At 60.1% G+C, this 13,726-nt stretch carries 12 protein-coding genes; 7 read left to right on the forward strand and 5 right to left on the reverse strand.

Annotated features, from left to right (window positions below):
- Positions 1-2: 2 nt before the first annotated feature.
- The gene (locus PLJ71_00850) at positions 3-443 is read right to left on the reverse strand and encodes a BlaI/MecI/CopY family transcriptional regulator (GenBank protein HQM47199.1); all 441 of its coding nucleotides are present in this window, start codon (positions 441-443) and stop codon (positions 3-5) included.
- A gap of 265 nt (positions 444-708) precedes the next feature.
- Here PLJ71_00850 and PLJ71_00855 point away from each other — a divergent pair, with 265 nt between their 5' ends.
- The 3 genes from PLJ71_00855 to PLJ71_00865 all read left to right on the forward strand — a co-directional run bounded on the left by PLJ71_00855 (position 709) and on the right by PLJ71_00865 (position 3,652).
- A complete protein-coding gene (locus PLJ71_00855; GenBank protein ID HQM47200.1) occupies positions 709-2,052 on the forward strand; it encodes a hypothetical protein in 1,344 nt (447 codons plus the stop codon).
- 185 nt (positions 2,053-2,237) lie between these two features.
- Positions 2,238-3,419, forward strand: a complete 1,182-nt coding sequence (locus PLJ71_00860; GenBank protein HQM47201.1) for a Gfo/Idh/MocA family oxidoreductase — start codon at positions 2,238-2,240, stop codon at positions 3,417-3,419.
- Positions 3,420-3,424: 5 nt separating this feature from the next.
- The gene (locus tag PLJ71_00865; protein ID HQM47202.1) at positions 3,425-3,652 is read left to right on the forward strand and encodes a hypothetical protein; all 228 of its coding nucleotides are present in this window, start codon (positions 3,425-3,427) and stop codon (positions 3,650-3,652) included.
- 74 nt (positions 3,653-3,726) lie between these two features.
- Here PLJ71_00865 and PLJ71_00870 read toward each other — a convergent pair whose 3' ends face one another.
- The 4 genes from PLJ71_00870 to PLJ71_00885 all read right to left on the reverse strand — a co-directional run bounded on the left by PLJ71_00870 (position 3,727) and on the right by PLJ71_00885 (position 8,447).
- The gene (locus tag PLJ71_00870; protein ID HQM47203.1) at positions 3,727-4,224 is read right to left on the reverse strand and encodes a DinB family protein; all 498 of its coding nucleotides are present in this window, start codon (positions 4,222-4,224) and stop codon (positions 3,727-3,729) included.
- Between the two features lie 142 nt (positions 4,225-4,366).
- The gene (gene msrA / locus PLJ71_00875; protein ID HQM47204.1) at positions 4,367-4,837 is read right to left on the reverse strand and encodes a peptide-methionine (S)-S-oxide reductase MsrA; all 471 of its coding nucleotides are present in this window, start codon (positions 4,835-4,837) and stop codon (positions 4,367-4,369) included.
- Positions 4,838-5,165: 328 nt separating this feature from the next.
- Entirely contained in the window at positions 5,166-7,106 is a 1,941-nt protein-coding gene (locus tag PLJ71_00880; protein ID HQM47205.1) for a DUF4838 domain-containing protein, read from the reverse strand.
- Between the two features lie 126 nt (positions 7,107-7,232).
- A complete protein-coding gene (locus PLJ71_00885; protein ID HQM47206.1) occupies positions 7,233-8,447 on the reverse strand; it encodes an anion transporter in 1,215 nt (404 codons plus the stop codon).
- 299 nt (positions 8,448-8,746) lie between these two features.
- Between PLJ71_00885 and PLJ71_00890 the strand changes: the two genes are divergently transcribed.
- The 4 genes from PLJ71_00890 to gap all read left to right on the forward strand — a co-directional run bounded on the left by PLJ71_00890 (position 8,747) and on the right by gap (position 13,702).
- A complete protein-coding gene (locus PLJ71_00890) occupies positions 8,747-9,595 on the forward strand; it encodes a sugar phosphate isomerase/epimerase (GenBank protein ID HQM47207.1) in 849 nt (282 codons plus the stop codon).
- A 376-nt stretch (positions 9,596-9,971) separates the two neighbouring features.
- A complete protein-coding gene (locus PLJ71_00895) occupies positions 9,972-10,937 on the forward strand; it encodes a DUF1559 domain-containing protein (protein HQM47208.1) in 966 nt (321 codons plus the stop codon).
- 300 nt (positions 10,938-11,237) lie between these two features.
- Positions 11,238-12,203, forward strand: coding sequence for an alpha/beta fold hydrolase (locus PLJ71_00900; GenBank protein ID HQM47209.1), 966 nt, complete (start codon positions 11,238-11,240; stop codon positions 12,201-12,203).
- Between the two features lie 503 nt (positions 12,204-12,706).
- The gene (gap, locus tag PLJ71_00905; GenBank protein HQM47210.1) at positions 12,707-13,702 is read left to right on the forward strand and encodes a type I glyceraldehyde-3-phosphate dehydrogenase; all 996 of its coding nucleotides are present in this window, start codon (positions 12,707-12,709) and stop codon (positions 13,700-13,702) included.
- The last annotated feature ends 24 nt before the right edge of the window (positions 13,703-13,726 follow it).

The following is a 13,726-nucleotide window of genomic DNA, read 5'->3' on the forward strand; positions in this document are numbered from 1 at the left end:
TCCTATCCCTTTCTTGCTCTCGTTTGTTGACGTCGCAAATCGTCCAGAAGCTTCTGTAACTCGTCGACTTCCTCGACCGAGGGCGGGCGCGTCTCGAACAACGAGGCGAACATGGCCGCGCCGCTCCCCCCAAACACCCGCTCGTGAAGGTCCCGCATTATCTTTCTATAAACCGGTTCAGGCGTATGGACAGCACGGAAAACGAACGCCTTGCCGAAATTCCCCTTGCGCTTGCTGACCAGCCCCTTGGCTTCAAGGCGTTTCAGCAGGGTCACCAGAGCCCCGTGCGTCATGGGACGGTACGGCGCCATTTCCTCGCGAATATGCCGGGCCGTGGCTTCTCCCTTCTGCCAGAGGCAGGCCATCACTTCCAGTTCCGCGCCGGGCAGGTTTTCGAGGGCTTTGCGCGCGCTTTCGGTGGGTCTTTGTCGTTTGTTGGTCATGTAGCGGCCTCCAACTTGCCGACGAGGGCTCGGGGCGGGTTTCGGAACCGGCCTCAAAAATATACCTTCGTATACATCCTGTCAAGCAAAAAATACGCGGGCATTTTTTGAACATTCCGGGGGATTGACCGGGCGCAAGGCCGCTGCTACGATGATGCCGCAGGCTAAAGCATGTCCCTGCAACAGGTTACTTGGGCCGATGAACGAGCAACAGGGGGCAACAAGAGAGTCGCTTATGCTCCGTTCTTCAAAAAGTATTGCGCGTATGCTTGCCCTGGCGCTCCTGACGTTCTGTTCTTTCGCTGGCGCCGAGAGCCTCTCGCCTGAACAGGAATCCGCTTTGCGTGATATTGCCCGGGGCGAGGCAACTGTCTGGCCGGGGCTTTCCCCTGAGCAAATTCTCGCCATACAGGAAAAAGCGGAATCCCATTTTGTGCGTTACCAGAGGCAGCACCTGCCGCATGGCCTCAATGCGGACCTTATTTGGACGGATCGAGGGCGCGCACAATTGGCGGAATACAAAGGGCTCGGCGACGGCGCCATCTGGACCGGCCATTACCTGGCCTCCTTGGCATTTCGTTACCATCTGGACCCGGCCCCGTCGACCCGCGACGCGATTCTGGAGACGCTGGATGCGATCGATCGGCTTACGCTCGTGAGCGGCCGTGAAGGGTATATCGCGCGTTACGCAGGTCCCGCGGATGATCCGGTCTACGCGGAATACTACCGGCAAAGCGGAGGAACCGATTGGTTTCGCCCCGGACTGGGCAGAAATGCTTACCGAGGCACTTCTCCCTATGACGATTTTGTATGGCTCGGGGACAGCTCCCGCGACGTCTACGACGGCATTCAATTCGGCCTTGCAGCGCTTTGGATCTATGTGGAGGACGAAGAGGTCCGTGCCCGTGTAAAGGCCATAGTGAGGCGTGTCGGAAGACGCCTTGAAAACGATTCCTTCGTGATTTGGGACGGCGGGTTCAATATCACGCTGCCGTCTCTCTACTCGTATCCGGTCTGGCCCTTGCTGATGGTGTCGGTCTGTCCCGAAGACTTCTCGTCTGTACGCTTCAATTACCAGGTGGGTTCGTTTCTCTATCGCGTCTGCGCCCGTTATTGGGGATTGAACATAAGGACGGAGCACGACAGACAATATTACCCGAACAATCTGAATTTAATCCGCCTGTTTACCCTCTGCCAATTGGAGGACTGCCCGGAACGCAAAGCCGAGTATCAAGACATACTTCGGAACGCCTGCCATGGGGAACTGAGCAATCACCTCAACGCACACTTCGCGGCGATCTACTTGCTCTGCACCGGCGACGACGACCCCGGCGCCGTCGCCACTCTTCAAGGGTCGCTTCTGGATTTCCCCGAGGAAAAGTGGGAGATGCCCGTGGACCACCGTGGCGAAGTGGAAATGCTGGACGCCGACTACGCGCGATATGCCTTGCTGCCTTCTGAGCGGCCCATGCGCGATTTCCTCTGGCAGCGGCCTCCCGCGCTCGCCCACGGCGGCTCCGGCGAACCGATCGAATACCCCGGCATCGACATGTTCTTGCCCTATTGGATGGCGCGCGTGGCAGGCGTCCTTCCGAACGGCGGATTCTGAGCCATGTGAGAGTGAAAGAAGGGCGTGCATGTCTCGACTTCCGCACAACCCCCGCGAACTATCGGGGCATTCCTGTCCGCCATTGATCCCCTTCCCGGCAATTGCCTAGACTACCCGCGGGCGCGGAAGATACGACCCGTTGGATGCCGAAAACGTGGACACCTGTTCAGGAAGGGGGTTCTGACATGGAGAAGAAGACGGTTCGCGCGGGAATCGTGGGGGCGGGGTTTGCGGCCCGGTTCCATTACGAGGCGATCACCAAAGTCTACGGCACGCATGTGGACGTGAAGGGGGTCTACGCCCTCGACACCGCCCAGGCCAAGGCGTTCGCGGAGGAGCGGGGTATCCGCTGCTACGATTCACTCGAATCGCTCATCGGCGACGTGGACGTCGTCCATTGTTGCGTCATCGTGGCTGCTCACGAAGAAATCGCCGTCGCCGCCCTCGAGCAGGACAGGCATGTCATCGTCGAGAAACCCCTTACCGGCTATCTCGGCGACGGCACGCAGGCATTTCACGGGGACCGGTTTCCGAAAGAGGAGGCCCTGAGATACGGGCTTGCGAGCGTGGACCGCATGCTCGCGGCCGAAGAAAAGAGCAAGGGCAGGGTCCTCTACGCCGAAAACTGGGTATACGCGCCGGCCATCCAGCGCGAACGCGAGGTTATCGAGAAGACAGGCGCCCAGATTCTCTGGATCCATGGCGAAGAGGCTCATTCGGGGTCGCACAACCCCACGTATGCCTACTGGAAGTACTCGGGCGGCGGGGTTCTTATCGGCAAAGGCTGCCACCCCCTCACGGCCGCGCTGTATCTCAAGCGCGTCGAGGGGCGCGCCCGCGACGGCAGACCCATCCGCCCCAAGACGGTCACCGCCCGCGCCCACGCCCTCACCCGCATGAAAACGTTTCGCGACGCCGGGCATATCCGGTGCGACTACCACGACATCGACGATTTCTCGATGATGCACGTGACGTTCGAGGACGGCACCCTCGCAACGGTGTTTGCGTCTGATATCGTCTTGGGGGGCATTCACAATTGGCTCGAGGTGGCCGCGAACAACCATCGCACCATCTGCAACATCAATCCGAACACCTCGATGCAGGTCTACAACCCCAAGGAGTCCAATTTCGCCGGCGTCTATACCGTCGAAAAGATCGAAACCAAACAGGGCTGGACCAACATCCCGCCGGACGAGGACTGGTCGACGGGATATCCCCAGGAAATCGAGGCGTTCTACCGGGCCGTAGCGTATGGGGATTCCGTGGAAAGCGACAGCCGGCTGGCCGCCGACGCCATCTCGACCATCTACAGCGCATACGTCTCGAACGAACGCGGCGGGGCCGAGGTCGGCATAAAGGTGTATTAGACCCTGTGTCTTCTTCGGTATTGCCGCTAGGAGGGCCGCTCTATGCCTCGCATGCGCATACGCGGGCGAATCGCAGAAAGGTGCGGCCATGGAGGCGTCACAAGGGCTGCCGGGCGCTGGAGAATCCCCTGTGGCGGTTGCCCGAAACGCACCTTCGCGATCCCGCCGCGGTCGTCCACGAGGGTGTCGTGTACCTCTATTTCACGTATTACGGCCCCAAGGCGGCCACATGAGCTTCCTGCTCGTTGAAAGCTCCGATCTCATTCACTGGCACTGAACCACGTGAGGGCCGGTGGCCGGCCCCGGCTCAGCCTCGCTCATCCGCGGACGGACCGTAGATTGCGGGAAGCGGGACATTGTTCATGCGCGCGTACACCGCGAGCTGTCCGCGATGATGGTAATGATGATTCAGGACCATGCTCCGCAGCACGGCGTAGCGCGGCAGGTCGATGATGGGTTTGCCGCCCATCACCATTTTCCAGTTCTTCATCATGTGCTGGTCGGACACGCCGTCCAACGCGCCGAGAGCCTCCTCGAGATGCTTGTCGAACATCTGCAGCAGTCCGGCGGCACTCTCGGCGATAACCGGTTTGTACTCCTCGGGATTGAATTGCAGTTCGTCCATGGTAATGATGGGCGGCGCGTAGCCCAGGCAATCCGCGAGGTGAGACGCCAGATGTCCCAGCGGCATCGATTTTTCGTGGGGCTTCCATCCGAACAGGTCTGCGGGCAGACGCTCGAGCAGTCTGCGCGTGCCCTTGGCCTCCTGGGCCATCTCCTGTGCCATGGCTTCCGCGATACGCATGACGCACCTCCCCTTCCTGAAAAACCCGTTGTCTGAATGCCGCAACCCGGAAGAATCAGTTCCAATCTACAAGAAAATCCCCGTGGTTTCCACCCGCTCCGGGCTTCTATGCCGTGCGCGGGTACGGAACGGCCACCACGTATCAGAGCGGGCAGCGCCTCAAACCATTCTTCTGGAAATACTGCTGGTGGTAGTCCTCGGCGCGCCAGAACGTCTGCGCCGGCACGATCTCGGTCACGATGGGTTTGCTGTATTTACCGGACTTCTCGAGGGCCTTCTGGGATGCCTTGGCGGCCGCTTCCTGCTCGGGCGTGTGATAAAAAATGGCGGACCGGTACTGGTGGCCGACGTCGGGACCTTGCCGGTTCCGCTGGGTCGGATCGTGCTCTTTCCAGAACACGTCGAGCAATTCCTCGTAGCTGACAATCTCGGGGTCGAAGAGGAGCTCGACGGCTTCGGCATGGCCGGTCGTGCCCATACATACCTCCCTGTAGGTGGGGTCTTTCTTGTCGCCGCCCGTATACCCTACGGAAGTGGCCTGTACACCCTCGACGCGGCGAAACGCCTCCTCAACATGCCAGAAGCAGCCCGCCGCAAATGTGGCCTTTTCCATGTTCCCGGCTCCTTTGAACGTAGACGTGTCTCCCGCCACGCCCTGATTCTCTTCCTTAGCCCCCACGTGTCCCACAAGATAGATGAAGAGCACCGTTCCGAGCGCAATCAGCAATAACGCGTTCCTCCGCATTGGGAATCCTCCGTCTCTGTTCTCTCGGAGAAAACAATCAAAACGGCGCGCATAGTCCCACAAGACCGGGGAAATGAAACCGCTGCGGCGTTGTCCACCGTTGTGGCGTGGTCTCCTGACCGCGCCACGCTTCCGGCCGAAGGTCTCCAAGACGAAAAGCGTGGGCCAGACGCCAGCGCAACCACGACGCGCTTTCTCAGGCCGGCGCGCCGTCGCCTTTTCCCGGGACAAACTTGGCTTCGAGGGCGGTCATGGCAAAGAGCCAGGTATCGAGCACGGGGTGCAGGGCCGGTTCCTTGTCCCATGCCAGTTGTTTGGTGCTTTCCCATTCTCTCCTGGCTTCGTGGTCTTGGCCGAGCGCCTTGGCGTGAAACGCCCGTGCCAATCCCAGCGCGAGTTGCGCGTGGTGTTTCAGGTAGAACCAGGAAGCACGGTGGCAGGGGGCATCCGAGTCGAGATTCGCGTCGATCACCGGCATGAAGCTCTGAATGAGGCCCGGGACTTTCGCGAAACGTTGCGCTTGCTCGGGATCCGCCCACCCTTTCTCGCCGCGGATGTATACGGGGTCGAAGAGCTCGGTTAACCGTTCGAGATAGTCGCGGCAGGCGGCGCCGTCCGTCCCGAAGGCGCTCGCGAAATAGTCATCGGCCAAGATGTCGAAATCCGCCGCTGCGTTCCAGAGGGTTTGCCCCATGGCGGTCATGGCGAGACCCGTCGGGAGGAAGATGCGCTGGATCTGGCAGCTCACGTAACCGTTCAGCCCGATTTTCGCCAGCCCCTTCATATCCTCCGCGATTGTGCGCGAAATCTGCATGTGACCGGGGTCGTTCGAGTGGTCCCACATCAGGTGGTAGTCGAAATCGAAGCTGTCGCCGTCGAACATCTCTTGCCAGGCCTTCAGAAACGCGACATTGTCATCCACGCTCTTCGGGAACTCGAGCTTGTTGCGCTCGAACGGCGGCAACTCGGGCAGGGTCTCGCTCGCTTCGAACGTCTCGCTGTAGGTCCGTACAATCGGGGCGAACATCAGGACGAAACGGTCGGGGTTCTCGAACTTCTCCTTCACCGGCGGCCACAAGAGGTCCACGTAGATCAGAAACACGATCCGCGTCTTGAGCCCGGCCTCCGAAAGGCGGCCGTCGAGCTCGTTCAGCATCATGACGTAGAAATCGGATGGCCGCGCCCTGGCGCATTCCGCGCACTCGCAGTTGTTGTTTGTGCCGTCAGCCAGCCAAAAATGCAGGTAGTCGATGTTCGGATGATCGCGGGCATACGCGACAACGGCGTCGACGACCATGCGCCGCACCTCGGGATTCGAATAGCAGAGGTTGGTGTCGAGGGCCACGCCTTTCCAGAAATCGCGTTTGCCGTTGACCTCGGCCAGGTATTTCGCCACATCGGGCGGGGCGCTGCGGGCCTGCTTGTCCCAGCCCAGCCCGGGAATGCCGAAGGGCTCGCAGGTCCACCCGTGCCCGACTTTGTGATACAGCAGCCCGCGCCGCTTGATCTCGTGCTCGAGCAACGCGGTATATTCGCGGGCTTTTGGGATCGAGAGCGGCGCGCCTTGCCTGTTGGGGTTGCCGGTGTGCCGGTACCATCGGTCGAAAAACGTGTGACCTTCGCGAAACTGAATGAAGTACCCGTTGAATCCCAGTTTCGGAAGCCAGTCCACCATATCCCGCACGTGCTCGTAACTGACCGCCCCCTCGATGCACACGGCGCGGTGGCGACAGGAGGGAGTCTCAGAAACGCGGACGTCCCTCAGTTCGTCGAGCTTTGGCGCGTAGGCCCCGTCGTCGCCGGGCCGCACCCACCGGCAGCCCAGTTCCGTCAGATACCGGTACACGGCCAGCAACACGCTCCGCGGATTGATGCCCGCGATAATCCCCGTGGCGCCCGTTGTATCGATGTGAATGGCATCGTCCAGGTCCGGGTCGGCCACGCCCGGGGCGCTGATTTCGGGAAAGTCCGCCATCAGTCCCAAGGCCAAGCTTTCGGCAGCGCCGTTGTTCACGGCGGCGTAAGAGCCCGTAAGCCGTTCAAGGTACTGTGTCAGCTCCTCCGCGGCCAGGTCGACGGCGGGGTGCTCGCTAGCTACCCGTATTGAAATAAGTTTCGGCAATTTGCTGAATACCATTTTCGCACCCTTTCATCAATTCGCGCCAGAGTGCCCTGATGGAAGATCGCCAGAGCCAGCATAGCGCATTTCGGCGCGGAGAAAAAGGGGCGGAGCGGCGAAGTCTTGACCACGCCTCTTGTGCGGCTACAGATGCATGCGCAACATGAGCCAGGCGCCGGCGATGATGAGGGTGAGCATGGTTACCGGCACTCCGGCACGGGCGTGTTCGGCCCACGAGATGCGCACACCCAACAGGCGCGCCTGCTCGACCACGATGATGTTCGCGATGCTCCCCACGATAATGAGGTTGCCGGCAAAGGTGCTCGATAAGGCCAGGATGGCCCCCGACATGGGATGCGTCGCGGCAGGCAGCAGCAGCATCGTGGCGGGCACGTTGGACACCAGGTTGGACAGCACGGTGGTGGTCACGAACAGCCATGCCGGCTGCGACAGATTGACGCCCGAGTTCTGCGCCGTCTCGAACACTCTCTCCAGCGCACCGCATGCTCTGAATGCGTCGTTGACCACGAACAGGCCGATGAAGAGCACCAGCAGATGCCAGTCCACCACTCCGAGCATTTCACGCGAGTGCATCTTCCGGCTCACCAGCAACAGGCCCGCGGCCCCAAGCGCGATCACTTCCCTGGGGACGGGCAAGAATAGAAACGAGGCAATAAGCAGCGTCAGCACGATTGTCCCCTTGGTTGTCTGCCAGACATTGAGCGGAGGGGAATCGGCGGATACGGGCGGCGATACAAGGCGCCAACGGTTTCTGTACAGCAGTGCAAGAACAGCCCACGTCACAAAAAGACTCAGCAGAACCGCCGGAACCGCATCCACGAGATACGAAGCAAAAGAAAGGGACAGCGCCTGGCCGATCAGCATATTCTGCGGGTTGCCGATCAAAGTCGCCGCGGAGCCGATGTTTGCGGCGCAGGCCAGTCCCAGCAAGAGCGGAACCGGGTTCAGATTTCGGCGCGCGCACCCTTCGACCAGGAGAGGCGTCATGGCCAGGCAGATGATGTCGTTCGTCAGTACGGCCGATAACCCGGCAACAACCGCCAGCAGAACCGCCAGCAGCATCGGCGGGGAGAACGAAACCGCGGCCACGCGCCGCGCGGCGAACGCATAGAACCCCCCCAGCCGAAACTGCGCGGAAACCACCATCAAGCCGAACAGAAGCCCGATCGTGGGGACATCGACGGCGTCCCATGCCTGGTCGGGCGCGACCTCGCCGGTCACAATGAGAACGAGCGCTCCCAGCAGGGCCACTCCCGTGCGGTCCATGGCCAATCCCGGAAAACCGCCAAGTATCATGCCCAGATAGACGAAAATGAATATGCCAACGGCTGTATGCATCTCAACAATCATCCAATCTTGTGGCGCGTCGCGAAAACGTCCTCGCGTATCGCCCCCATTCTCAAATGTTCTTTGGGGAAGCGCCGGCGCCGCCAACACCAAAAACCACCCGCGTATGGCGGCATAGCGCGCCTCATCGGGCGGAATTGTACCCCGCAGACGGGGACGATCACAGATATTTGAATAGGAGACAAGAGAGCAAAGCGTAAGTCGCCCTCGTCTTCTTGAAATCAGGGGCTTCGCAACGGATACTTGCAGGCCATAGGGGCCGAAACGCAGATATCGAGGAGGAGCTGGCGATGAAATACAGCGTGACCAGCGTCATGTTGCCCGAGCTTGATGTGGCCGAAACCTGCGACCTGTTGCAGCAACTCGGGTACGACGGCATCGAGTGGCGCGTCCGATACACGCCTGAAAACGCGCTCGGCAAAGGCTACAGCATGTGGGGTGAACATAAGTCCGGCCTGTCTCCCGCGAACATTGCACAAAAAGCCGGCGAGGTTGCCAAAATCACCGCGGACCACGGCCTCGAGATCTGCGCCATCGCCGCCAATCTCCGGTGCGACGAATTCGACGAGATCAAACGGCTTGCGGACGGTGTGGCGCGCATGGGCCCGATTCCTATCCGCCTGGGCGCTCCCACGGACTACGATCGCTCAGCCAATTACAACGACCTGTACAAACGCGCCGTCGGCGCTTACAGCAAGGCGATCGACGTGCTCAAACCCTACGGCATCCGCTGTTTCATCGAAATCCATGGCGGCACGCTGTTTCCAAGCGCCTCGCTGGCCTACCGCATCGCCGTCAACTTCAAGCCTGATGAAATGGGCGTCATCTACGACGTCAACAACATGGCCAAGGACGGGTTCGAGACCTTCCGCATCGGCATGGAGCTTCTTGGCGCCTATCTCCAACACTGCCACGCGGGAGGCTGGGAACCGGTCCCGGGCGAACCCGACGAAAAGGGCACGGTCCCGTGGTCATACCAGGGATGCGACCTGGCCGAGAGCATCCTCGACATCCCCCAGTTCATCAAGGACCTCAATGCCGTGGGCTACCAGGGATTCATCTCGATCGAGGACTTCCGTCCCGTGGAACCCCGCGAAAAACTCAAACGCCAAATCGACTATCTCAGGTCATTGGAATGATTATCCGCGCCTTGTGGCAGTTGAAGTCCTGACTTCTTCACTTCCGGGCCTTGGGCCAGGCGGGGCAAGCCAATCCGCGGCCGCAAGACCCCCGAATCGAGGAAATGCCGGCGAGACGCCTGCGCTGCCTGGCCGCCGAAGGCGTGGGACCCACGGCTTGTCCAGCGTTTCATGTTATCCCCCAATCGTACCGCTCGAATTGACGGAGTGGGTGGGTTTCTTTTAGATACTTAAGTATTAAGCGATCAAAAATCCTAAGGATTTTTCGCCTTAGGTATTGACGAATGAGACATTTTCAGTCATACTTCCCATGGAAAACGGTTACTTCGTAGGGGAAGAAACCGGGGCGCCACTCTTAAAGTAGGAGGATGAAAGCATGAAGAAGAGGTATGGCTTTACTTTGATTGAGTTGCTGGTTGTTATCGCAATCATCGGCATCCTGGCGGCAATCCTGCTGCCCGCACTCGCCCGCGCACGCGAAGCGGCCCGCCGCGCAAGTTGCGCCAATAACCTCAAACAGATGGGTATCGTGTTCAAGATGTATGCAAACGAAAGCAAGGGCGAGAAGTGGCCTACCTTTATGGCTGATGTGACCACAACAAAGCTGGATTGCACGGCGCCAGGGTTCCCGCCGACCACTAAGGTCGGTCTGCTTGCCGCGGGACCGTGCGTGCCGGCGATCTATCCGGAATACCTGACCGATCCCAATATTATCGTCTGCCCGTCGGACTCGGAGCACACGAAGGACGGCCTGATCAATGCCGTCACGGGAGAAACCGATTTCGGGTATCCGTGCGATAACGCCAACCAGGGCTGGGCGCTTATCGACTCGAGCTACTGGTATCTCGGATGGGTGTTCGACCAAGGCACCAATGTTCCGCCTGCCGACCCTCTGACATTTGTGCTTCTTCAAGCAGTTTTTGAGTCGGTGCCTACGCCTCCAACGGCAACCGCGGACGAGGTTTCCGGGCAGATGTGCGCAGCGGTGGGTCTCCTGATAACGCAACTCCAGGACGGAAATGTTAATGCGGCTGACGCGGATGCAAGTGTTGGCGCTCCCTTTGGGAATGGCGGCGGCGACACCATCTATCGTCTGCGCGAGGGTATCGAACGGTTCATGATCACCGACATCAACAATCCGGCAGGGAGTGCACAGGCCCAGAGTGAGATCTGGGTTATGGCGGACCTTCTCTCGACCGAAGTCTCCCTGATGAACCACGTCCCGGGCGGCGCAAATGTCCTGTATATGGACGGCCACGTCGAGTTCTTGCGGTACAGTGAATTCGGCGAAGCTCCGGTCAACGCGGCGACGGCGATCCTGGTATCGATTATTGGCTCGTAAGCCGCCGTAACACTCTGTTTCGAAGATATTGATGACGCGTTTCCCCGGCTGGATCCGCCGGCGGGGGAAACGCGTTTTTGTGGTGATGCGGGCGTGGCCAGACTGGGCAATTGTGGGACCGCCGCCCCCGGCGGTCATCCGGAGTTTGACTGGCGAGGGCTGCGGTCCCGCAAATGCCAGTCGGCAGCCTCCGCCCCTTTCTGCAGCGTGTTCAGCTTGCCATTGGCTGGCGATGTCATGGTATAGTCTGCTCTCTGACAGCAGTGTACCACTGCTTCATCCTCAAATGAGGTCCCCATCGTGAAAAGACGCATTGCATTCTGGATAGGGTTTGCCGTAGCGGCGGCGATTGGCCTGGCGCTCGTGGCGAAGGCCCGTTGGGACGCCGACTATTACAAGGGGTATGACCCGGCCCTTGCGTTGGAGGCGGCGGAAGAGCCGGCAACGTTCGAGCCGGATTACCGGCGCATAGAGTTCTCGTTCCAGGGAGTTGCCGGAGAGGATCGCGTGCCTGCGGTGCTTGCGACCCCGCGCTCGTGGAAGGGGCCGTATCCCTGCGTGATTTTTCTGCATGGCATCGGGCAGAAGAAGAATTTTATAGACGAAATCGCTGGTTTTTTCACAAAAGGCGGGTTCGCGCTCGTCACGTTCGACCAATACACCTGCGGGGAGAGAAGTCTGCCCGACGACGCGGACAAATTGACCGAGGCGTTGGCTTTACGCCGCCGCGGCGCCCTGACCGTGCTCGAGACCCGGCGGCTGGTGGATTATCTCGTAACGCGCGAAGATATCGCCGCGAACCGGATTTATCTGGTTGGGGCGAGTTTCGGGGCGATTACGGGGTCGACGGCCTTTGCATTCGAGCCACGCCTACAAGCGGGCGTGCTTGTGTATGGCGGGGGTAATCTGCGCATTCTGCTCGACAGCCAGCAGGCGCGCGACGAATTGGGGGGGTGGGTGAAGCCGCTGGCATGGGTGGCTTCGTTCTTGCTTGCCCCGGCCGACCCGATTCGCTACGTCGCGTGGGCGTCGCCCCGGCCGCTTCTGTTTCAGGGCGGCACGCGCGACACGATTGTGCCCGCCGCGAGCGGGGAAGCGCTATTCGAGGCCGCACGCGAGCCCAAGGAAATCATCTGGTACGACAGCGACCACATCGGGCTGGATGAGGAACACGTCACGGTTGTGCTCGACGACGCCATTCAATGGTTGCGTAAGCAGGACCGGCAGATCCGGAAAGGGATTCAGGGCCTGTCGCACGCCACATGAGGGCGCCGGTCCCGCAAAGAGAAGGGCTTTCTTTCTCTTTGAATGCGAATCACAGGCACGAGGCCGGAATAGGGTCCAATCTGAGTATCCGTGGCTGCAACCCGCGACCAGGTGCCCGCCTCACTGCCCGTGCCTTTGGCCGCCCCGCCCATCAACGGCTGTACGGGCGCGCATAAGGGCTGCCGGCCGGCATTTGACTGTGCCTTCTCACGGAGGCGATTCGGGGTGTATGTAGTTGTTTGACTTAGACTTCGCGATTATGGCATAGTATGGTCTTGAAAATCAGGTGAAATGTCCGGAAGACATGCCCCAGGGTTGGGCTGAATCCTTCGGGGCGGCGCGCGTAGATTGCCACGAAGACTAACTTTCCAGCGGGCGCGCCCATCTGCATACATGGAAGCCATAGGCCGATAGCTGTATCGGCTTGGGAAAAAGGGAAATCTGGGGACGGCCCCACGCACCCGAACAATCGCGAGTATCGCAACGAATGAAAGGAAGAGACCATGGCAACTAAGGTAGGCATCAACGGATTCGGACGTATCGGCCGCAACGTATTCAAGCTGCTCATGGAAGAAAAGAGTTTCGACGTTGAGGCCATTAACGATCTGACCGACGCGAAGACACTTGCCCACTTGCTCAAATACGACTCGGTAAACGGCGTTTACAAAAAGGAAGTCAAGAGCACGGATAACGCGATTATCGTGGACGGCCAGGAAATCAAAGTCACGGCCATCAAGAATCCGGCCGAGCTGCCCTGGAAAGACAACGGGGTTTCGCTGGTGCTCGAATCCACCGGCGTGTTCCGCAAGAAGGAACAGTGCATGCTGCACGTGCAGGCGGGCGCCAAGAAAGTCCTCCTGACAGTGCCTCCGAAGGACGCGGTTGACGCCATCATCGTGATGGGCGTGAACGACCGCGAACTGAAGGCGAGCGACGTGGTGGTCTCGAACGCGAGCTGCACGACGAACTGCCTGGCCCCGGTTGCGAAGGTTCTTCACGAGAAATTCGGCATCAAGCGCGGATTGATGACCACGGTGCACGCCTACACGAACGACCAGCGCGTACACGACATGCCGCACAGCGACCTGCGCCGCGCCCGTGCCGCCGCCGAGGCGATCATCCCCACGACGACCGGCGCCGCCCGTGCGGTCGGCAAGGTCTTGCCGGCGTTGAACGGCAAGCTTGACGGCATGGCGATGCGCGTCCCCGTCAAAGACGGGTCGGTGGTGGACCTGGTGGTCGAACTCGAGAAGAAAGCCACCGCGGAAGACATCAACGCCGCCATGAAAGCAGCCGCGGACGGCGAGCTCAAGGGCATTCTGCAGTACTGCGAAGATCCGATCGTGTCGTGCGACGTGATCGGCAATCCGTATTCCAGCGTCTTCGACTCGCTGTGCACCACGGTGATGGGCGACAATTTCGCGAAGGTCATTTCGTGGTACGACAACGAGTGGGGTTACTCGTGCCGTTGCGTTGACCTGTTGAAGAAGATGGCATAGAAACGAAGCAGCACATCGGGCTCG

Source organism: Candidatus Hydrogenedentota bacterium (assembly GCA_035416745.1).
Taxonomy (GTDB): domain Bacteria; phylum Hydrogenedentota; class Hydrogenedentia; order Hydrogenedentales; family SLHB01; genus UBA2224.

Coding starts and splice junctions, on each gene's coding strand:
- PLJ71_00850 (HQM47199.1), bottom strand. CDS start 443: ATGACCAACAAACGACAAAGACCCACCGAAAGCGCGCGCAAAGCCCTC.
- PLJ71_00855 (HQM47200.1), top strand. CDS start 709: ATGCTTGCCCTGGCGCTCCTGACGTTCTGTTCTTTCGCTGGCGCCGAG.
- PLJ71_00860 (HQM47201.1), top strand. CDS start 2,238: ATGGAGAAGAAGACGGTTCGCGCGGGAATCGTGGGGGCGGGGTTTGCG.
- PLJ71_00870 (HQM47203.1), bottom strand. CDS start 4,224: ATGCGTATCGCGGAAGCCATGGCACAGGAGATGGCCCAGGAGGCCAAG.
- msrA (HQM47204.1), bottom strand. CDS start 4,837: ATGGAAAAGGCCACATTTGCGGCGGGCTGCTTCTGGCATGTTGAGGAG.
- PLJ71_00880 (HQM47205.1), bottom strand. CDS start 7,106: ATGGTATTCAGCAAATTGCCGAAACTTATTTCAATACGGGTAGCTAGC.
- PLJ71_00885 (HQM47206.1), bottom strand. CDS start 8,447: ATGCATACAGCCGTTGGCATATTCATTTTCGTCTATCTGGGCATGATA.
- PLJ71_00890 (HQM47207.1), top strand. CDS start 8,747: ATGAAATACAGCGTGACCAGCGTCATGTTGCCCGAGCTTGATGTGGCC.
- PLJ71_00895 (HQM47208.1), top strand. CDS start 9,972: ATGAAGAAGAGGTATGGCTTTACTTTGATTGAGTTGCTGGTTGTTATC.
- gap (HQM47210.1), top strand. CDS start 12,707: ATGGCAACTAAGGTAGGCATCAACGGATTCGGACGTATCGGCCGCAAC.